The organism is Clostridium sp. (genome assembly GCF_050717635.1).
Lineage (GTDB): Bacteria > Bacillota > Clostridia > Clostridiales > Clostridiaceae > Clostridium_AD.
Map to the genome: position 1 here is coordinate 103,508 of NZ_JBOITO010000002.1, position 20,264 is coordinate 123,771.

Genomic DNA, 20,264 nt, shown 5'->3' on the forward strand with positions numbered 1-20,264 from the left:
ACATAGCGATAGAATAAAATAATAATTGGTGATGGGTGAAAGAATAGACTTACTTCAAGAGAAACTTACAGAGGAATATAGCTAGCAATTGAAAGAAAGTGGTGCTAATGGTAAAATACAAACAATAGTAATAATATTAAATAGAATAAAGGGGGAAATTAATATGTTTAATCCGGATTTTTCAGATGCAGTAAGAGTAATTGATACTATAACAAGTAACAATAATACCATATTCGAAGTAATTGAATATAAGAAACCTAGAAATGGAGGTGTTTTTAATGCTGCGGCTGTAAACACCTTGCCCACTCAATATGGTGGTGAAAAACTTCGTCAAGTTAGAATTAATATTAACGATGGAGGAGTATTAGTACAACCTGGAGAGCTCCAATTTATGAAGGGGCCAATTCAAATTGAGATTCAGAAAAACGCACCTTCTGCTTCTAAGGGGTTTTTTAAAAACGTGGGTACTGGAGAAGCATCATTTACCTCGAGATATTATGGGAAATACGGTGAAATATATTTAGATCCCTCATATAAGTATTTTTATGTTCTAGAGTTATCTAATGAAGAGATTATTTTAGGTGATGGAATGTTTTATTGCTGTGAAGACAGCATTGAACTTTCTGTACATACAAATAAAAACATTGCCACAGGCTTAGTGAGTGCTGATGGATTTAGACAACCGAAACTAAGTGGGAGTGGCATTGCAATTCTAGAAAGTTATGTACCCTTTGATGAAATACTCATATATGAGCTAAATAATGAGACACTAAAAGTCGATGGGAGTTTCTCAATTGTCATAAGAGGTAAAATAGAAACAAAGATAGAAAAGTCAAAGCGTGAGGGGTATTTACAAACATTTGAAGGAACTGGTGAAGTTTGGATTGCACCTACAAAAAAAAATAGACCAATGAATGTATAATAATAAACTGGATAAGATAAAAATAAATATTTTTCTAATTTAAAAAAAGAGGTGGTTAACATAGATATTAAAAAATATCCTAGACCTAGTAATGAAGAACTAAAAGAAAAGTTAACAGATACTCAATATAAGGTGGCCGTGGAGAATAATACTGAAAGAGCTTTTTCAAATGAGTACTTTGATAATCACGAGGATGGTTTATATGTAGATGTAGTGACAGGTGAACCATTATTTTTTTCAAAGGATAAGTATGATTCAGGATGCGGATGGCCCAGCTTTACAAAGCCTATTGTACCTGAAGTAGTTAAACTTGAAGAGGATAAAAAATTTAATATGAACAGAACTGAGGTTAGAAGCAGAAGTGGAGATATACATTTAGGTCATGTATTTGATGATGGTCCTAAAGATAAAGGCGGGAACAGATACTGCATTAACAGTGCTGCTATAAAATTTATACCTATGAATAAAATGGAGAATGAAGGGTATGGATATCTTCTAAGTTTAAGTAAGTCATAATACTAAAAATAAAAGCAATCAACAGAAATGTTGATTGCTTTTATTTTCAGTATTAACGGATTTATTAGTTCTTGTGTATAGTAGTTTATTAATTTAAATGAAGGTAATTGTAAATTAATGTAGAAATAGTAGGTTGTGTAAACTTAAATAATTAGAGGAGTATATTTATGGAGGTAAAGCTATGATAATTGTTGAAATTAATAATCTGACTAAATTTTATAATAAGAAAAGTAGAGGAATAATCGATCTGAATTTGTCCATTGAGGAAGGTGAAATATTTGGGTTTATTGGACCTAATGGTGCAGGGAAAAGTACAACCATTAGAACACTTCTAAATTTTATTTTTCCTACTAGTGGCAATGCTACAATATTTGGAATGGATATAGTTAAAAAATCAAAGGACATAAGACAAAACATAGGATATATACCCTCTGAGGTATTTTACTATGATGACATGAAGGTAAGTGACATCCTTATCTATTCGGCCAAGTTTCATAAAAAAGAAAATCCTAAAAGAATGAAAGAACTTGCTGATAAACTAGATCTTGACTTAAGTAGAAAGATAGAAGATTTATCTTTTGGTAATCGTAAAAAAGTAAGTATAGTCCAAGCACTTTTGCATGAACCTAAGCTATTGTTATTAGATGAGCCTACTAGTGGGCTTGATCCATTAATTCAAAATGTATTTTTTGAGCTTTTAAAAGAGGAGCGAGAAAAAGGAGCAACAGTGTTCTTTTCATCCCATGTATTAAGTGAAGTGCAAAAGCTTTGCGATAGGGTTGGAATTATTAAGGATGGGAAATTAATTAAAGTAGAAACTATTGAAACTTTAATGAATAGTAGATTTAAAAATGTATCTTTAACTTTAGATAAAATTAAAGATATTGAACTTGTTATTGATGGTATTGTGAAAAAAGAAGTAACGGGCAATAGCATTAGACTATTATACAATGGAGATATGAAAGCACTTGTTAGTAAATTAAATGATATGGAATTTAAAGACTTATTAATTGAAGAGCCTTCACTTGAAGAAGTGTTTATGCATTATTATGAAAAATAGAGAGAGGAGATAATATGATTTTTAAAAGAGAAATTTCAAGAAATTTAAAATCTTTAATTATATGGAGTATTGCGATAGGTGGTCTTGTTTTATTAATGCTAAGCATATATCCACAATTTAATATTAACAATAAGGCTATGAATGAACTTTTAAATTCTTACCCAGAATCCCTTAAAAAAGCATTCAGCATGGACAAATTGGACATGAGTACTATATTAGGCTTTTACGGTATAGAAATTTATATGATGACTACGCTGTTTGGAAGCATTTTTGCCTCAATGCTAGCATCAAACATCATTTCTAAAGAAGAGAATGAAAAAACAATTGAATTTTTATTATCAAAGCCTGTGACTAGGACTCAAATTGTTACTGAAAAGTTACTTGCAATGAGTGCTAATATTTTAATTTTTAATGGCATCATTGCTATAATAAGTATTTTGGGCTTCCAATTTGCAAAGAACGAGCAACCATCAATGAAAACTTTTTCTTTGCTGGTTATAGCTACTATATTACTACATTTTACTTTTGCAACGATTTCTTTTTTTCTATCTACAATAATAAAAAAGAGCAGGAATATTCTAGCGGCTTCACTAGGACTAGTATTTTTATGTTATTTTTTAGGTGTAATCTCAGGAATATCAGATAAATTTAATAATTTAAAATACCTTAGTCCTTTTAAATATGTGGATGCGGGGGATATATTAATGAATAATGCCATTGAACCGTTATATATACTCATTATGGTGTCAGTTATGGTGATCAGCATAGCACTAACATATGCTGTATATAGAAATAAGGATATATCTGTCTAATAACTTTTAAAAAGCATATAAAAACTTAGATGCACTGCTAAAATATTAATTTTTATAATGCCAGAAAAACAATCATTTTTGTGATATAATAATAGTGTTAAGATTTTTTATTTAAGAGGAGGAATTTTTAATGAATCCAGACCCCGACCCGGCGCTTACTAATATAATGGCGCAATTTATACTAATTGGTATTTTAACACTGATAAATGCATTTTTTGCATCAGCGGAAATGGCAATAGTATCATTAAACAAAAATAAAATTAAACATCTTGCTGAAGAGGGCAATAAAAAAGCAAAACTTTTAGTGAGAATTATTGAAGAACCAACAAAATATTTATCCACTGTTCAAATTGGAATTACGATTACTGTTTTTTTGGCTAGCGCATTTGCGGCTACAGGTATATATAGTAATTTTGCAAGATACTTAAACAATTTGGATGTACCTTTTAGTAAACAAATTGCTTTAGCGAGCATAACTATTGGAATAACATATATAATGATTGTGTTTGGTGAATGGTTTCCAAAGCTCATAGCAAAGCAAAAATCAGAAACTATTGCAATGTTTTCAGTAGTACCTATTTTTTATATATCTAAACTGGTTGTTCCTTTTGTATGGGTACTTTCAAAGTCTACTAATGGTTTAGTTAAGATTACTGGTCTTAATATAAAAAAAACAGAGGAAAAACTATCAAAAGAGGAAATAAAGTCAATTATAGCAGTGGGTCAAGAACATGGATCTCTAAACGAAACTGCAAAAAAAATGATAAATAATATTATCGAATTTGATGATAAATCAGCTGAAGAAGTTATGACTCCAAGAACTGAAGTGTTTTTGATTGACATAAATGATTCTGTTACACAGTTTTTAGACGAGCTATTAGATCAAAAGCATTCTAGGGTGCCAGTGTATGACGGTGATGTTGATAACATCATAGGAATACTTCACATGAAAGACTTTATAATAGAAGCTCGCACAAATGGTTTTGAAAATGTAAACATTAAGAGTATATTACATGTTCCTTACTTTGTTAACGAAAGTAAAAATATAGATGAATTATTTATGGAGTTAAAAAGAGCTAAAAATCATATGGCTGTACTTATAGATGAATATGGAGGATTTTCAGGGGTAGTTACTACTAAAGATCTTATAGAAGAAGTTATGGGTAATTTTGAAGATGAATATGATTATGATGAACCTGATATAAGAAAAGTTGATAACAATACTTATATAGTGAATGGACTTTTATCAATAGATGAATTAAATGATAATTTACATTTGGAATTAGTGTCAGAAAATTACAATACAATAGGAGGCTTTTTAGTTAGCCTACTAGGACGTATTCCAAAGAAAAATGAAAACAAAACTATCCAATATGGTAATGTAATATTTAAAATAGAAGAAGTCAGAGAAAGAAGAATAGGAAAAATTAAAATATGTATATAAATGATGCTCTACTTTTAAAAAGTAGAGCATCATTTATATAATTTTAATACTATTAACTTGAAATCGGAAAGGAGTAATAATATGAAATTTTATGATTTTACAATGAAAAATATAGATGGCCAAGAAGTGAAGATGGATGAATATAAAGGAAAAGTGGTTTTAGTTGTAAACACTGCAAGCAATTGTGGGTTAACACCTCAGTTTAAAGGGCTTGAAGAATTATATGAGGAATATAAAGAACAAGGCTTTGAAATTTTGGGGTTTCCATGCAATCAATTTGCAAATCAAGATTCAGGAAGTAATAATGAAATACATCAGTTTTGCCTATTAAACTATGGAGTTAGTTTTACTATGTTTGAAAAAATAAATGTAAATGGACAAAATGCACATCCACTATATAAATATTTAAAGAGTGAGCAAAATGGTTTTTTAAGTAAGGAAATAAAATGGAATTTTACTAAATTCTTAATTGATACAGATGGAAATATAATTAAGAGATATGGACCAACAGTAGCTCCAATAAAGTTAAAAGGTGGTATTGAGAGTTTATTAAAACGCAGTTCTGTAAGTTAAAGGCAGAGCTGCTATTTTGTTGTCCACTTTGCAACTTGCCACGATGGTAGCCCCAACCTAGGTTGGGGTGGCATCAGGCAATGTCTCCTTTTTAATTGTATATTATTTTATTTATTGGGCAGAACTATTAGATGAATGATATTTATAAAGAGGAGAAGTGAGGCATATGAAAAATAATAAATTTTGTATTTTTGTTTTAATAATGCTGAGTAGTACACTAGGTGTTAAGCAGGTTGATTCTGTCAGCACTAATAATACTCCAAAAACAAATATTGGGGAAATGGATAATAAAATAGAGGATGTTTATACGTTTAGCTCAAACATAGTGCTAGTGAATAAGGAAAATGGTCTAGAAAAAGATAATTACATAAAGGAATTTAAAATCCCAAATGTTGAGTTTATATCTAATGGAGATCCAAATGTTAGGAAAATGGAAAAGGATGCAGCAGTAGCACTAGAGTATCTTTTTGATGCTGCTAAAAGTAATAATATAATATTACTTGGAGTATCAGGATATAGGGATTATTCTTATCAAGAAAAACTTTACAATGATAAAGTGACTAGAAGTGGTAAAGAGGAAGCAGATAAATTCGTTGCACAAGCGGGAGAAAGTGAACATCAAACGGGACTGGCTATGGATTTACTCTCAGATGAATATACAACTTTAGATGAAGGATTTAAAAATACAAAAGCTTATAAATGGGTTATTGAGAATTGCTATAAATATGGATTTATACTTCGATATCCAGAGGGGAAAGAAGAAATTACTGGATATGCTTATGAACCTTGGCATATTAGATATGTTGGAGATAAGGTGGCTAGGGAGATTGCACGCAGAGATATTACATTAGAGGAATATTTAAATATAAGTGTTGCTGATAGATAGATATAAGTAGAACTTTATGAAAGATAGCGAAGAAACTGCTAATATATTTAGTGGTTTTTTTATTTGTATGATAAATTGTAGTCTTGATGAATATTATAGTAAGGAAATTATAAGAGGGGATTGATAATTTTATGAGTTCTAATTTAAATAAACCCAAAGTACAAGTTATGATTGCACTATCTATGATAGTTTTAGTATTTATTTTAGTAGTAACTGTTAATTTTATAAAAAACAAGGTAGTAGTTAATAATATTCGTGAAAATATTGATCACTCAAATAAAGTAGACAGTAGAATCATTGGAGCACAAGATTTTATTGGAACTGTTCAGAATTATGAAAAAAAAATAAAAATCCAACTTATTGTTAAGCCAACTCCAATAGTGAAATCAAAACAAATAGGTTATATATCTAAAGTATATGAAGAGGGTGGCAAGAGATATTTGAAATTTGATGATGTGAAATTTCTAATGGGAAATGAAGCTATTGAAGCAGCTAAAAAAAATGGGGATGCCGAGTATGAAAATGGAGAATATTTCGTATATGATGATTACTATATTGTTAATAGCAGTGAAAAGATGGAAAACTATGTTATAGATGATAAAGCTTCACTAAGTCTTTTAGGATGTTCGATAGATCCATATAACGGTGATGTTAATAACCATTCTGTTTCTTATGATAAATTTAGAAGTGTTTCTACTAAGAATCAGCATATGTTATGTTATATCTATACTGAAAATAAAGTAGTTGTAAAAGTAGAGGGGCAATATACACCTTAAGAGGTATAAAAGATAATAACAAAGGTATAGACTTAAAAGTCTATACCTTTGTTATTATCTAAATCTAAATATTAAAATGTATATTCGTAAAATTTTTAAGCGGGCTATTTTACGAAAAAGTTCATAAAGTATGTGATAATACCAGCGTTGAAGAAATCTATGAATAAACTTCCTACAAGTGGTACGATAAAGAATGCTCTTGGAGCAATCCCATAGTTTTGTGTAAGAGCTTCCATATTTGCCATAGCATTTGGTGTAGCACCCATACCAAATCCACATGTACCACCAGACATTACTGCTGCTTCATAATCTTTACCCATAAGATTAAAGGTTATAAAGTAAGCAAATAATGCAATTATTAATCCTTGAGCTAACAACATTACTAAAAGTGGTAAAGCTAAATCAGCTAATTGCCATAGTTTTAATCCCATTAAAGCCATAGACAAGAATATAGCTAATGCAACACTTCCTATAATATCAATTTCTTCTGCATAAATCTTAAATATTTTTGTTGAATCTGATAAGTTTCTTAGAATTGCAGCTGCAAACATTGCTCCAATATATGCTGGGAATGTCAAACCTGTTTTTTCTAAAAGAAGAGATATTATTGTTCCAACACCCATAGCTATAAAAACTTGAGTTGTAGCATGCATGAAGTTATCAGGTATTAATTTTTTAGAATTACTTTCTTTAGCTACTGCAACTTCTGACAAAGATTTATCTGATTTTATCGAAGGCGCAAGTTTATGTTTTTCAATTAGTTTCTTAGCTATTGGTCCGCCAAGCATACTACCCATAATTAATCCGAAGGTAGCTGAAGCCATTGCTACTGTATTTGCTCCTACAGCACCTGCTTCTTCAAATACTGGACCAAAAGCACCCGCAGTTCCATGTCCGCCAACCATAGGTACAGAACCGGTAGAAAGCCCTATAAGTGGATTTAAGTTGAAAATTTTAGCAAATACTACTCCAGTAATGTCTTGAGAAATTACTAGCAATATAGCTATTCCGAGGAAAATGAAAACTTGTTTTCCACCTTTTTTCAGAAGCGTAAAACTTGCTGTAAAACCAATTGTTGTAAAGAATGCAGTCATAAAGAATTTTTGCAGTGTAACATCAAAGTGAAAAGCCAATACATTTGTTTGTTTTAATATGAGTGTCATAATCGCAAAAAGTATTCCACCGATTACTGGTGCAGGAATACAGTATTTACTTAAAAATGTTAATTTGTTTTTTAGCATTTGCCCTATAAATAAGACTACAACTGCTAATGCTGCTGATTGGACCATATCTAATTCTAATACCATTTTATTTGTCCCCTTTATAATTTTTATTGTGTGTAAAAAAGCTAATTAACGGTCTTCTTAAAGGAATCGTTTTCATAAAACCGTTATAAAATAAAGTTAATATCTCAATATGTAGCTTTTTTTATTAACTCATTTAAATAGCAACCGCTATATGTTAATAGCTTATTAATGAAAACAGAAAGGAACTATTTTCATTAGTAAGCTATTATATTTTAAAATTAAAATTCATGTATTTCAGTTGGACTTAAGGTTCAAAAATACTATTTATGCTATAATATCTATTATACGGCTAGGGTACAACTAACTACAAAATTCTACTTAAACATACAAAGAAAAGTAAACTTATTCACTCTTCTTTGAAAATATATGCCACTAAAGGGGGAGTATACTATGGAAAATACTAAAATAAAAACAAAAGTACTAAGACCTAAATTTGATAGCGATTTAGATATAATAGACCTTTCTAAAGAAAATATTGAGGATGAGTGTATATTTTCTTTTGGAACAATTAGTGATTGTTCTTTAGAAAACTATGAAGCAGACAGAGTTACTTTTAAACAAGTAATATTCAAAAATGTTATTTTTAATAAGGTAAAATTCAGACGTATAGAAATGATGGATGTGAGATTTGAGAATTGTGACTTATCAAATGTAGATTTTAATGAGGCTTCATTACATAAAGTAGAATTTGTGAATTGTAAGATCATTGGTATTAATTTAAATGAAGGCACCTTTAGAAATGTAATATTTGAAAATTGTAATGGTGAATTTGCTTTTTTCAGTTATTCTAATTCTAAGGAAGTTGCATTTCTTAGATGTCAATTACGTTCTTCGGATTTCCAAAATTCGAAATTTCTAAAAGTTGAATTTAAGGAGTCTAATCTTACCAAGGCTCAAATGAATTTTACAAGCCTTAAAGGAATAGATTTTACTAGTTGCCAGATTGAAGGAATTGGAGTGAATATTGCTGACGTTAAGGGTGCAAGAGTTACCACTATGCAAGCAGTTTCTCTTTCTTCCATACTAGGTCTTATTATTAAGTGAAACTAATTTTATAAAAAAATAAGGCTACAATCCTTTAAAATAATAAAGGATTGTAGCCTTATTTTGTTAATGATTTAATTAAAGATTGCATTTGCCCATTCTGAATGATCTATAAATGGATTTCTATTATGTTGATATTTAGTATAGATCACATCATTTCTATTTCTTTCGAAATCATCAACTGGGTCCTGGGCATTCCATAGTAATAAAGTGGATAATTTACCCATGTAAGGGGCAGTAGTATTACTTGTTAAATTATTTAACTCCAAATCTACTTCTCCATTCTCTCCTTCATAACGTACAGCCATATAGAATATCATTCTAGCAATATCACCTTTTACGCTATCTCGTGGTTCCCAAGAATCATTATCAGATTTACATTCTGTTGCTTCTATATTATATGTGCCGCCCATATCAAAGTCTAAATTTCCTCTTGCACCATTTACGGATACATCTGTTGGCCTAAGATGGTGTAAATCTGTTCCTGGTCCTGTTGAAGTTCCAAAATCACCATGAGATTTTGCAAATACATGTTCTCTATTCCAATCGTTTACTAAACCTCCGTTTGTAAGCTTTGATTGAGAACGTCCGGTGTAAAGTAAAATCACATTATTCGTATTATTTGGATCCTGATCTGTATATCTTAATGCATCCCAAACTGCATTGTAGGAAATCTTGGTTTGATTAGAGATAATATCATTTAAGATTCTTTTAAGACTTTCACCTGTTTTGCCAACTGCAAGTGCATAGTATGTGCCATCGTATGGGGAAGTACCACCTGTTTCAGGAATAGTTTGTGTTGCTTTCGCCATAGCGGAAACATTTTTAACACCGGTATGGGTGAAGTATGCAGTTAAATAACCAGTAATCTTGACTTTACTTCCTTTTAAACTTGGATTTGTTTTTAATCCAAAAGTAGTTCTACTAGCAGTCGGTATTTGTACATAAATCATCTTAGATGTGTTTGTCTCTGTAGCAATATCGGCTATTGCTATTGCATAATCGTTTGGATAATTGCTAGTAATCACTGTTGTAGTAGCAGTGGGTTGACCAACAATATATCCTTGAAGTGTTTTTAAAGTATTATTTTGTGTGTTGTTTGCTTGTGCCACTGTGTAAGGGTTTTCCCATGATCCGTCTTCAGTAGTTGCAAATGAAAACTTGAATGCAAAAGACGATATGACAAGGGATAAGATAAGAATAAAACTAAGCATGAAATTTCTCTTTTTAAAGGTTTTCTTGTTCAAAATAATTCCCCCTAATTTTTTTAGAAATTGATTGGTAATTATTATTATACTCTAAAATATAGAAAAACAAAAAAAAATTTAAACAAATAAGTCTACAATCTATTAAAATAATGATTTTTAAAGGATTGTAGACTTATTTTGTGCTTTTAATATTTTTTGATGACCTTCCGCAATGGAAGACATTATTTCTTCTTCTATTATAAAATTAATATTTAGATAAATTGATGAATAAAAATATAAATTTAATAATAAGATTTAGATATAAAGGGATGATTTTAATGAATGGATTATTTATATGCGAAAATCTTCAAAAGATTATTTTAAAAAGAGGCACATTATGTGGACATGTTCACTCTGTATTTAAAAATGCATGCAACATTGAGTGCGGTGACTTATTCATAACACTCTTGTGCAAACAGAAAAAGATGTCCCCAATGAGCGTAATTGTAGATGGGTTAGGACAAGTTGATTTTAATAATCTAAATATAACACAAGGTTTGATATTTGAGTTTACTACAAGTAAAATTTATTGCAGACAAATTAATTTATTTATATCCATGAGTAGTGCTGAAAAGTGGTCTTCGTTGGTTGATACCAATATTTTATACTGCCCAGAGCACAAGCTTTTAGAAAACATAAAAATTATTGGACAAGGGTTAAAGACACATGGAAAGTACTATGTTATGGGTTCACTCACAAATATGCTTGCAGATAAACTACCAGAACTTGAATTGGGTTTCCTTCCTGAATGTGATTTTGATATAAGCTTCGAATTTATAAAGGGTAGGTTTATGAATTTTATTTATTCAGTAATAAATGCATATGAAGATGGCATAGGATATATAGCACAGTATGTTATTGGGTTTGGATGTGGGCTTACACCATCAATGGATGATTTTATTAGTGGCTTAATGATTGCGTACATATATATGGGAAGTTATTATAAATTAAATTCTCTAAAAATATATAAATTTAACAGTGCAATTATTAGTAGTGGTCTAAAAATAACAACTAGAGTTAGTGCTGAAATGTTGAAACATTCATCAGTGGGGGAGACAAATGAGGCTGTACAAAATTTAATGAAAGCAATTTTAAAGCTTAATAATGATACCAGTAATGAAAACCATAGAAGTATTATTAAAGGGTTAAGAGAAGTTATTGAGTATGGTGAAACATCAGGAACTGATACAGCGCTTGGAATTTACGTGGGACTTAGAATTTTGACTAAATTAAAGTATAGGAGGGTTTGGATAAATGAATCATTGCGCGGAGATTAGAAAAAATACTTATTATGATTCTGTGGCACTAATGTTAATAACTAAGGAAATTAAAAAAATGCCAAATGTCAAAGAAGTTATAGTTGGTATGGGAACAGATTTGAATAAAGAACTAACAGAAAATCTAAACTTATCAAATGATGCGATAAGGGCACTAACACCTAATGATTTTTTCATAGCAGCATGGAGTGATGAGGAAAATGCCATTAAAATCATTGTTGAAAAGGTTGATGAATTATTAAATGTAAGGGCTAAGGATAATGACTCAGTGGAAGAATATAAACCAAAAACTCTTAGTGCTGCAGTTAAGCATCTTGAGGGAGCCAACATTGCGATTATATCGTTACCTGGAAAATATGCCGCATATGAAGCAAAGAGTGCATTAAGCAATAACCTTCATGTAATGTTATTTAGTGATAATGTCACAGTGGAAGAAGAAATTGAACTTAAAAATATAGGCAGAGATAAGGGATTACTAGTTATGGGACCGGACTGTGGAACCGCAATTATTAATGGTGTACCACTTTGTTTTGCAAATGTTGTTAGGCGGGGAGATATAGGTGTTGTGGGGGCCTCTGGTACAGGAACACAGGAGGTTACTGTCATTATAGATAGAATGGGTGGTGGAGTATCGCAGGTTATTGGGACGGGAGGAAGAGATCTTAAGAGTTCAGTTGGGGGAATTATGATGATTGAGGGTTTCAAAGCTTTAATCGATGATGATGGAACAAAGGTTATAGTGTTAATCTCTAAACCACCAGCACCCGAAGTAGCAGATAAAATATTAAATATGGTAAAAACCACAAATAAGCCAGTTGTTGTAAGTTTTATAGGCGGCGATAGATATGAAATTGAAAAGCATGGTGCACACTCATGTGTAAATCTAGAGGATGCAGCAAGAAAGGCAGTAATGTTATCAGAGGGAAAGATAATAAGTGATTTTATTAGCTTTACACTATCTGATGAGAAAATTGAAGAAATTGTCCAAGGTGAATGCAAAAAGTTTAGTAGTGGACAGAAGTATTTAAGAGCACTATACACTGGGGGAACCTTAGCAGATGAAGCGATGAAGATGCTAGGAAAAGATGGTTATAAGATATATTCTAATATTCCATTGTTACCTGAACTTAAACTAGAGGATGTACACCTTAGTAAAGAGCACACATGCATTGATCTAGGTGACGATGATTTCACTGTTGGAAAACCACATCCAATGATAGACCCAGTGGCTAGAGTAGAAAGACTTCCAATGGAAGCATTAGACCAAGAAGTTGCAATAGTGCTTATGGATTTTGTATTGGGTTATGGATCAAACATGGATCCAGCAGGAGAAATGCTTGAATCTATAATAGATGCGAAAAACACTATGAAAAATAAAAACAATTATTTATGTGTAATCGGGTACATATGTGGCACATATGGAGACCCTCAAGATTATAAAAACCAGTGCGAAGTGTTAGAAAGTGCAGGAGTTATACTAATGCCTTCTAATGCTCAAGCTGTTAAACTATCTTCGTTAATTCTTGGAAGAGTAAATAAAATATAAAGGAGGGGTGGAAAGTGACAGAGATAAATAAATTATTTGGTGTGAAACTTAGTGTTGTAAATCTGGGATTGGAGTCTTTTAATAGTGACTTAAAGGAGCAAAATGTACAGAGTATGCATGTTAGTTGGAGACCACCAAGCGTGGCTTGTAAAAAACTTTCTAGTTTGGATGGAATAAGTGAAAAAATAAAAGAAGCAAATAAAGAGGCAATGGATAGGATACTTGCAGCTCAGCCAATAATTGTTGGTATAGGCAAGGCTGGTACTGATATTCCAGGCATGACAAAGCATACAATTCTTCATGCAGGTCCACCAATAACATGGGATAGAATGAGTGAACCAGTTAAAGGAGCAATAATAGGTGGGTTAATATATGAAAGGCTTGCTAAGAACGAAGAGGAAGCAAGAACTTTAGCAGCCTCTGGAGAAATTATATTTGATCCATGTCATCATCACAATACAGTAGGCCCTATGGCGGGGGTTGTAACTTATTCAATGCCTGTTTGGAAGCTTCAAAATAAGACCTTCGGAAATTATGCCTATTGTACTTTAAACGAAGGGCTCGGGAAAGTTCTAAGATTTGGAGCTTTTAGCTCAGAGGTAATTGAAAAACTAAACTGGATGGAAGCAGTCATAGCACCTGTAATTAATGATGCTATGACTTTGAAGGGTAGTATTGATGTTAAAACAATACTAGCACAGATGATTCAGATGGGTGATGAAGGACATAACAGAAATAAAGCAGGAACCTCATTATTATTTAGGGAACTGGCACCATTTATAGTCAGAACCAATTTTTCAGATGAAATAAAAGCAGATGTGTTAACGTTTATAGATAAAAATGATCATTTCTTTTTAAATATTTCTATGCCAGCATGCAAATGCAGTTTGGATCCAATTGAAAACTTAGAATATAGTACAGTGGTGTGTGCCATGTCAAGGAATGGCACGGATTTTGGAATTAGAATAGCTGGAACTGGAAATGAGTGGTTTACAGCACCTTGTGAATTAGTTGAAGGCCTTTATTTTCCTGGTTTTGATGAAACTGATGCAAATCCTGATTTAGGAGATAGTTGTATAACAGAAACAGCAGGAATAGGTGGATTTGCCATGGCAACGGCTCCAGCCATTGTCCAATTTGTAGGGGGGACCCCAAAGGACGCTATAAATTATACAACTAGTATGTATGAAATTACCTGCGCTGAAAATAATGCTTTTAAGATGCCAAACATGAATTTTAGAGGCACACCTACGGGAATAGATCTTAGAAAAGTTATTGAAACAGGAATTTTGCCAATTATAAATACTGGAGTTGCATGCAATAGAGCAGGTGTTGGGCAAGTAGGTGCAGGTGTAGTTCATCCTCCAATGAAATGTTTTGAAGATGCACTTACTTCTTTTATAAAGAAAAATATCTAAATTTTATTAACAGGGGGTATATTATGAATATTATTGATGCTTTTAAAAATGTAAAAATGTATGATTTAACTCAAAAAATTAGTCATTTAACACCAGCATGGCCAACCTATGAGCCACTGGAAATTAAATTCTTCAAAAGACTCTCATCCAATGGTGCAAATGGGCAGGTTCTAACTCATTCAAATCATGTTGGTACTCATCTTGACGGTTCACTGCATTTTTGTACACACGGACGGGATATAGCAAGTATTCCATTAGAAGAACTTGTAGCACCGGGCGTTGTTGTTGATATATCTGATATAGCTGAGGATTATGGAATTTATACTTCAAAAGACATAATGGATAGAGCGGATGTTAGAAAAGGTGATATTTTAATTATCCATACGGGCTATCATAAATATGGTTGGGATGAGCCAGGCGCTGATGAGGAAAGAGTAATGATGAGACATCCAGGGCCTACAAAGGAATTTTCGGATTGGTGTAAGCTAATGGAATTTAAATGGATAGGCGTTGATTGTGGTTCCGCAGACCATCCAATGAATACAAAGATTCGTGAATGGGCTCCAAAGGAAGCTAGAAGAGCAGAAAAATATTTAAGAGCTAAGTACGGCAAAGGAATTGAAGATTTTTGGCCAGAAGATGATTATCAATTAATGCATTATGATTTATTTCCACTAAATATTATTCATGCTGAAAACGTTGGTGGAGATATCGATAAGGTGCTAGGCAAAAGATTAATAATAGGATGTTTCCCATGGAGATTTGAAGGCGGAGAATCTTGCATATCTCGTATTGTAGCCTTTGATGCAGAGTAGTTTTTATAAAATTTAAATTTGAAAGGATGATAAATAATGATAGTAGATAAAATGGAACAAAGCCTTAGACCAGCTGAAACAAAAATGGTGCCTTATCCGCCTAAGTATATTACCATGGCAACCGGAGAAAAATTAGTAATTCGTCAAATAACAAGAGAGGAAGTTCCGCATATTTTAGAAGCAGTTAAGCCTCTTATGACTGTTGAAAAAGATTTTTACGACATAGTTGCATCTAGAATTTATGCCGAGCTTTTAGGTTATTATAGGTATAGAGTGAAGGATGAATATTGCCTAATTGGAACAATAGATGGTGTGCTCGTGGGACTAGTAAATGGTCGTATGATTGATGATAAAGTAGGAGTATCTCATCATACAATGACACTGAAACAGGGACTTAGAATAGGAGCACAATTATTTGCTGCTAAAATGGAATATCATTTGGATTTTTTAAATCAAGAAGAAGTTTTAGTTGTAGCTGAGAGTCCAAATGGATTTAAGAGATGGATGATTGAATATGAACTTGAATCAAGACCAGAAACTTGGCACGAATTAGGGGGAGTACCAACCTATGTTTTAACTAAAGCATTATGGGAAAAGCATAAAGCAAATAAATCAGGTGGTCGTCGTCCAGTAAAAGAAGAACTACTTAAAACTGCGGACCATCCAATTCTTCCATCAACTTATACTCAAATTCCGGGATATAAAAGATGAGAGAAGTTGGTATTGTAGGAGTAGGTCATAGTAAATTCGGTAAAATGTCAGATGGAACATTTACTGACTTACTTAGTATGGCTGCTGTGGAGGCGCTAGATGACGCTGGTGTAAAAACAGGTAACGGCCATGGTATTGATCAGGTTTTTGTAGCAACAATGGGTGCAGGGATACTTAATAAGCAAAGCGGTATTGCATCGGCACTTGTGGATTATTTGAATTTAAAACCAGCAATGGCTGAAACAATTGAAAATGGCCCAGCCTCAGGAGCATCTGCTATAAAACTAGGATATATGGCTATAGCCAGTGGAATGTGTGACTGTGTGCTTGTAGTTGGTGGAGAAATGATGAGGGTTGTTAGCGGCTGGGAAGGTACAGATTTTGTTGCCACAATGCTTCACCCTGAGGCAGAATATAACTATGGACTAACACTCCCGGCTTTTGCAGGACTCTTTACAAAATTATGTATGGATAAGTATGGAATAACAGAAAAGGATTTATCAATAGTAGCAGTTAAAAATCACGAGAATGCAGTGAATAACCTAGTAGCACATATACATGTGGTGCCTAATCTTTATTGTATAACAGAGGATGAGGATGCAAATATAATAAATCCATATGTAGCAGAGCCACTTCGTATGTATCATTGTTGTCCTGTATCTGACGGGTCAGCAGCAGTTTTATTATGTGCCATGGACAAAGCAGATAGATTTAAGAGAAAGCCAATAAAAATAGCAGGAATAGGTCAAGCCACAGACACCCATGCGGTAGCTGAAAGAGAAGTCCCTACGGATTTACTTGCTGTTAGACTTTCCGCACAAATGGCCTATAAAATGGCAGGACTTACGGCGCAGGATATGGACGTTGCAGAGCTTCATGATGCTTTTCAAATACTAGAGATAGTTGAATCTGAAGAGGTTGGATTTTTCAAGAGAGGTGAAGGGCATATAGCGGCACGAAATGGGCAAACAAAGATTGGAGGTAAAATCCCAATTAACACCTCGGGAGGCTTAAAAGCAAAGGGTCATCCACTTGGCGCAACTGGGGTTTCACAGGTTGTAGAGATTGTAAAGCAACTAAGGGGAGAAGCAACGGGACGCCAAGTAGAGGGTGCTAAAGCTGGTTTGTGCGTTAACTTTGGTGGTTTCGGAAATAATGTTGTTGCAACGATACTCACTAAGGAGGAATCATAATTATGGAAGAGAAAATGTATGCTTATAAATGTACAGCTTGTGGTGAACTTCATCATCCGAAACATTATGTATGTAAAAAGTGTGAAAATAGAGAGTTTGAAGAGGTCCCACTAGGAGGAGAGGCAACACTTGTAACCTATACAAAAGTATATAATCTCCCAGAGGGATACATGAAACCATATATGAGTTTTGGAATTGTTAAATTTACAAACGGCCTTGTTGTCAGTGGACAACTTGAAGTAGAAAATCCTGAAATAGGAATGAAACTTACGTCAACGGTAGGAGTTGTAAAAGAAGGAATAGGAAAGGACCATTACGGATTCATCTTTATTTAGAGATAGAAAGTTAAAGGGATATTTATTTACTGTCCCTTTAACTATAAAATTTATTAATTATATTTAACTATAATTAACCATATTTAGTAAATTTAAATCATATATATTAATTAGGGACTTTTCAAATTAGAAAGTTTACATACTAATATATAAGGAGAATATTATATGGTAAATAACCCTAACAATACTAAGGGAAATGAAAAATCAAGCTTCTTGAAAATGTCTAGAAAAACTATTTTAGCTATCCAACATTTAATAGCGATGTTTGGAGCTACAGTTTTGGTTCCCATACTAACTGGGCTAGATCCATCCGTGGCATTAGTTGCTGCAGGGGTAGGGACTCTCATATTCCATTTATGCACTAAGGGAAAGGTGCCTGTATTTTTAGGTTCTTCTTTTGCATTTATTCCTGTAATAATTACAGTGAAAGAAATGTACAAAGGAGATTTGACTTATGCTCAAGGAGGTATTGTAGTAGCTGGCTTCATTTATGTAATCGTTTCCTTGTTCATTAAGAAAATTGGTATAAATAGAATCAAGAAAATTTTGCCACCACAAGTAATAGGTCCGATGATAATACTAATAGGATTAAATTTAATTCCAGTTGCAATTGATATGGCCAAAGTTAAAATATGGATTGCAGCTATAACACTAGGTACAGCACTTTTAATAACATTTAAGGGTAGTGGTTTTTTAAAACAAATATCAATTTTATGTGGCGTTGTCGTAGGATACTTAGTTTGCCTTGCAATAGGATTTGTTGATACCTCAATAATTAGTCAATCGGCTATAGTTTCAATACCTAAATTTACTTTCCCAAAATTTGAATTAGGCGCTATAGCAATTATTGCTCCAGTTGTGCTTGCTGTTTTTATGGAGCATGTTGGGGATATAACCACTAACGGACAAGTAGTTGGGAAAGATTTCATTAAGGACCCAGGCTTAAATCGTACACTACTGGGAGATGGTATAGCTACAATGTTTGCTGGATTTATAGGAGGACCTGCTAATACTACTTATAGTGAAAATACAGGAGTTTTAGCAATTACAAAAAATTATGATCCGTCAATTTTAAGGATTACTGCCATATTTGCAATTCTCCTTGGGTTTGTTGCAAAAGTTGGAGGAGTTCTAAGGTCAATTCCTGTGCCAGTAATGGGTGGAATAAGTTTGATGCTCTTTACTATGATCGCACTTATAGGTGTTAAAAACATGAAAACTAATATCAAAAAGTATGATGCAGGGATTGTAATAGTAATAGCTACAATGTTAATTTTAGGCCTTGGAACAACTTATTTACAAAAATATACAGGAATTAATTTAGGAATACCTATAAATGAAAACGTTACGATTTCAGGACTAAGTCTTGCTGCAATAGTTGGGATTATATTAAATGCAATATTAAATAGAAATAAGCAATAAGAATTTATCATCCCTCGAACTGATAGTTCGGGGGGATTTTATAATTTAGATATTATTAAAAAATTAATGTACGCCATATGGTTAGTACAATAAGGAGGTAAGTCGTGTTAAGTGTGTTTGATTATGTAAAACCTCAACTCTTGACAGAAGCCCTGAACTATCTGGAGCAGAATGATGGAACTAGAATTATGGCTGGTGGCACAGACTTAATGATAATTCTTCGTCATAATGCAGAAATGCCCAGGCACATTATTGATATTAAGGGTATACCTGAGACAAACAGGCTAAAATATAAAGTAAATGTCGGTTTATTTATCGGTGCATCAGTTACAGTGAATCAGGTAGCAGAATCAAAACAAATATCTTTAAAATACCCTTCTTTGGTACAAGCATCAAATTTGCTTGCTTCTTACCAACTTCGAAATCGTGCTACACTTGTAGGCAATATTTGTAATGCATCACCCGGAGCAGATCTTGCAGGCCCTCTTATGGTATATGATGCAGTGGTTCACATTGCAAGTACAGAAGGAACTAGAACAGTCAATATCAATTCATTCTTTACTGGAGTTAAGTGGACAGTGCTTAAGAAAAATGAGCTTGTTATTGGTGTTTCCCTTCCAGATGTTTTAGAAGGCGATACCAGCATATTTTTAAAGCAAGCAAGAATAAAGGGGCATGACCTTGCTATAGTGGGTGTAACTGCTAGGATGACAGTAGATAAAAAAATAAGACTAGCTATAACTGCTGTGGCACCAACACCAATAAGGATAACAAAACTTGAAGAAGCCCTTAGTTCACAGTTTTTAACGTCAGAAATTGCAGCTATGGCTGGAAAAGAAGTGCGCAATATCATAAAGCCAATTTCTGATGTGAGGTCTTCAGCGCAGTATCGTCTTCATGTATCTGGAGTTCTTGTAAAACGTGCTTTACTACATTTATTAGAAGTAGGAGGTAAATAAT

General features: G+C 32.8%; 20 protein-coding genes. 18 read left to right on the forward strand and 2 right to left on the reverse strand.

The features are described 5' to 3' along the window. The first annotated feature begins 163 nt into the window (after nt 1–163). The 8 genes from ACREWB_RS00810 (at nt 164) to ACREWB_RS00845 (ending at nt 6,989) form a co-directional block, all read left to right on the forward strand. Nucleotides 164–922, forward strand: coding sequence for an AIM24 family protein (locus ACREWB_RS00810; protein ID WP_431545578.1), 759 nt, complete (start codon nt 164–166; stop codon nt 920–922). A 60-nt stretch (nt 923–982) separates the two neighbouring features. Then, entirely contained in the window at nt 983–1,438 is a 456-nt protein-coding gene (msrB, locus tag ACREWB_RS00815; RefSeq protein WP_431545720.1) for a peptide-methionine (R)-S-oxide reductase MsrB, read from the forward strand. 181 nt (nt 1,439–1,619) lie between these two features. Further along, a complete protein-coding gene (locus ACREWB_RS00820) occupies nt 1,620–2,498 on the forward strand; it encodes an ABC transporter ATP-binding protein (protein WP_431545579.1) in 879 nt (292 codons plus the stop codon). Nucleotides 2,499–2,512: 14 nt separating this feature from the next. After that, on the forward strand, nt 2,513–3,310 hold the full coding sequence (locus ACREWB_RS00825) for an ABC transporter permease subunit (protein ID WP_431545580.1): 798 nt from the start codon (nt 2,513–2,515) through the stop codon (nt 3,308–3,310). A gap of 130 nt (nt 3,311–3,440) precedes the next feature. Beyond that, complete coding sequence (locus tag ACREWB_RS00830) at nt 3,441–4,754, forward strand: hemolysin family protein (protein ID WP_431545581.1); 1,314 nt, start codon at nt 3,441–3,443, stop codon at nt 4,752–4,754. An 81-nt stretch (nt 4,755–4,835) separates the two neighbouring features. After that, a complete protein-coding gene (locus ACREWB_RS00835; protein ID WP_431545582.1) occupies nt 4,836–5,327 on the forward strand; it encodes a glutathione peroxidase in 492 nt (163 codons plus the stop codon). A 166-nt stretch (nt 5,328–5,493) separates the two neighbouring features. Then, a complete protein-coding gene (locus ACREWB_RS00840; protein ID WP_431545583.1) occupies nt 5,494–6,213 on the forward strand; it encodes a M15 family metallopeptidase in 720 nt (239 codons plus the stop codon). Nucleotides 6,214–6,344: 131 nt separating this feature from the next. After that, nucleotides 6,345–6,989 (forward strand): hypothetical protein, encoded by a 645-nt coding sequence (locus ACREWB_RS00845; RefSeq protein ID WP_431545584.1) that lies wholly within the window; start codon nt 6,345–6,347, stop codon nt 6,987–6,989. A gap of 104 nt (nt 6,990–7,093) precedes the next feature. Here ACREWB_RS00845 and gltS read toward each other — a convergent pair whose 3' ends face one another. After that, entirely contained in the window at nt 7,094–8,296 is a 1,203-nt protein-coding gene (gltS, locus tag ACREWB_RS00850; RefSeq protein WP_431545585.1) for a sodium/glutamate symporter, read from the reverse strand. Nucleotides 8,297–8,686: 390 nt separating this feature from the next. On the opposite strand from gltS, the gene ACREWB_RS00855 reads away from it, so the two are divergent. Next, complete coding sequence (locus ACREWB_RS00855) at nt 8,687–9,340, forward strand: pentapeptide repeat-containing protein (protein ID WP_431545586.1); 654 nt, start codon at nt 8,687–8,689, stop codon at nt 9,338–9,340. 74 nt (nt 9,341–9,414) lie between these two features. On the opposite strand, the gene ACREWB_RS00860 is transcribed toward ACREWB_RS00855, so the two are convergent. After that, nucleotides 9,415–10,587 carry an endonuclease gene (locus ACREWB_RS00860; protein WP_431545587.1) on the reverse strand — a complete coding sequence of 391 codons (1,173 nt, stop codon included), beginning with the start codon at nt 10,585–10,587 and terminating at the stop codon, nt 9,415–9,417. Between the two features lie 278 nt (nt 10,588–10,865). Here ACREWB_RS00860 and ACREWB_RS00865 point away from each other — a divergent pair, with 278 nt between their 5' ends. The 9 genes from ACREWB_RS00865 to ACREWB_RS00905 all read left to right on the forward strand — a co-directional run bounded on the left by ACREWB_RS00865 (nt 10,866) and on the right by ACREWB_RS00905 (nt 20,263). After that, a complete protein-coding gene (locus ACREWB_RS00865) occupies nt 10,866–11,864 on the forward strand; it encodes an oxamate carbamoyltransferase subunit AllH family protein (protein ID WP_431545588.1) in 999 nt (332 codons plus the stop codon). Beyond that, nucleotides 11,842–13,410: an acyl-CoA synthetase FdrA gene (gene fdrA / locus ACREWB_RS00870; protein ID WP_431545589.1), complete on the forward strand. Its 1,569-nt coding sequence runs from the start codon at nt 11,842–11,844 to the stop codon at nt 13,408–13,410. The genes ACREWB_RS00865 and fdrA overlap by 23 nt, the downstream gene beginning before the upstream one ends. 14 nt (nt 13,411–13,424) lie before the next feature. Further along, nucleotides 13,425–14,828, forward strand: a complete 1,404-nt coding sequence (locus ACREWB_RS00875) for a YlbE family protein (RefSeq protein ID WP_431545590.1) — start codon at nt 13,425–13,427, stop codon at nt 14,826–14,828. 23 nt (nt 14,829–14,851) lie between these two features. Then, on the forward strand, nt 14,852–15,643 hold the full coding sequence (locus ACREWB_RS00880; protein ID WP_431545591.1) for a cyclase family protein: 792 nt from the start codon (nt 14,852–14,854) through the stop codon (nt 15,641–15,643). A 36-nt stretch (nt 15,644–15,679) separates the two neighbouring features. Then, the gene (locus ACREWB_RS00885; protein ID WP_431545592.1) at nt 15,680–16,354 is read left to right on the forward strand and encodes a hypothetical protein; all 675 of its coding nucleotides are present in this window, start codon (nt 15,680–15,682) and stop codon (nt 16,352–16,354) included. Further along, nucleotides 16,351–17,547, forward strand: a complete 1,197-nt coding sequence (locus ACREWB_RS00890; RefSeq protein ID WP_431545593.1) for a thiolase C-terminal domain-containing protein — start codon at nt 16,351–16,353, stop codon at nt 17,545–17,547. The genes ACREWB_RS00885 and ACREWB_RS00890 overlap by 4 nt, the downstream gene beginning before the upstream one ends. A gap of 2 nt (nt 17,548–17,549) precedes the next feature. Continuing rightward, nucleotides 17,550–17,882 (forward strand): Zn-ribbon domain-containing OB-fold protein, encoded by a 333-nt coding sequence (locus tag ACREWB_RS00895; protein WP_291640509.1) that lies wholly within the window; start codon nt 17,550–17,552, stop codon nt 17,880–17,882. 165 nt (nt 17,883–18,047) lie between these two features. Further along, complete coding sequence (locus tag ACREWB_RS00900) at nt 18,048–19,304, forward strand: uracil-xanthine permease family protein (protein ID WP_431545594.1); 1,257 nt, start codon at nt 18,048–18,050, stop codon at nt 19,302–19,304. Between the two features lie 104 nt (nt 19,305–19,408). Beyond that, entirely contained in the window at nt 19,409–20,263 is an 855-nt protein-coding gene (locus ACREWB_RS00905; RefSeq protein ID WP_431545595.1) for an FAD binding domain-containing protein, read from the forward strand. The last annotated feature ends 1 nt before the right edge of the window (nt 20,264 follow it).

Bases quoted from the DNA above. Each gene is read 5' to 3' on its own strand.
- ACREWB_RS00810 (WP_431545578.1), top strand. From the start codon at position 164: ATGTTTAATCCGGATTTTTCAGATGCAGTAAGAGTAATTGATACTATA.
- ACREWB_RS00820 (WP_431545579.1), top strand. From the start codon at position 1,620: ATGATAATTGTTGAAATTAATAATCTGACTAAATTTTATAATAAGAAA.
- ACREWB_RS00825 (WP_431545580.1), top strand. From the start codon at position 2,513: ATGATTTTTAAAAGAGAAATTTCAAGAAATTTAAAATCTTTAATTATA.
- ACREWB_RS00830 (WP_431545581.1), top strand. From the start codon at position 3,441: ATGAATCCAGACCCCGACCCGGCGCTTACTAATATAATGGCGCAATTT.
- ACREWB_RS00835 (WP_431545582.1), top strand. From the start codon at position 4,836: ATGAAATTTTATGATTTTACAATGAAAAATATAGATGGCCAAGAAGTG.
- ACREWB_RS00840 (WP_431545583.1), top strand. From the start codon at position 5,494: ATGAAAAATAATAAATTTTGTATTTTTGTTTTAATAATGCTGAGTAGT.
- ACREWB_RS00845 (WP_431545584.1), top strand. From the start codon at position 6,345: ATGAGTTCTAATTTAAATAAACCCAAAGTACAAGTTATGATTGCACTA.
- gltS (WP_431545585.1), bottom strand. From the start codon at position 8,296: ATGGTATTAGAATTAGATATGGTCCAATCAGCAGCATTAGCAGTTGTA.
- ACREWB_RS00855 (WP_431545586.1), top strand. From the start codon at position 8,687: ATGGAAAATACTAAAATAAAAACAAAAGTACTAAGACCTAAATTTGAT.
- ACREWB_RS00865 (WP_431545588.1), top strand. From the start codon at position 10,866: ATGAATGGATTATTTATATGCGAAAATCTTCAAAAGATTATTTTAAAA.
- fdrA (WP_431545589.1), top strand. From the start codon at position 11,842: ATGAATCATTGCGCGGAGATTAGAAAAAATACTTATTATGATTCTGTG.
- ACREWB_RS00880 (WP_431545591.1), top strand. From the start codon at position 14,852: ATGAATATTATTGATGCTTTTAAAAATGTAAAAATGTATGATTTAACT.
- ACREWB_RS00885 (WP_431545592.1), top strand. From the start codon at position 15,680: ATGATAGTAGATAAAATGGAACAAAGCCTTAGACCAGCTGAAACAAAA.
- ACREWB_RS00890 (WP_431545593.1), top strand. From the start codon at position 16,351: ATGAGAGAAGTTGGTATTGTAGGAGTAGGTCATAGTAAATTCGGTAAA.
- ACREWB_RS00895 (WP_291640509.1), top strand. From the start codon at position 17,550: ATGGAAGAGAAAATGTATGCTTATAAATGTACAGCTTGTGGTGAACTT.
- ACREWB_RS00900 (WP_431545594.1), top strand. From the start codon at position 18,048: ATGGTAAATAACCCTAACAATACTAAGGGAAATGAAAAATCAAGCTTC.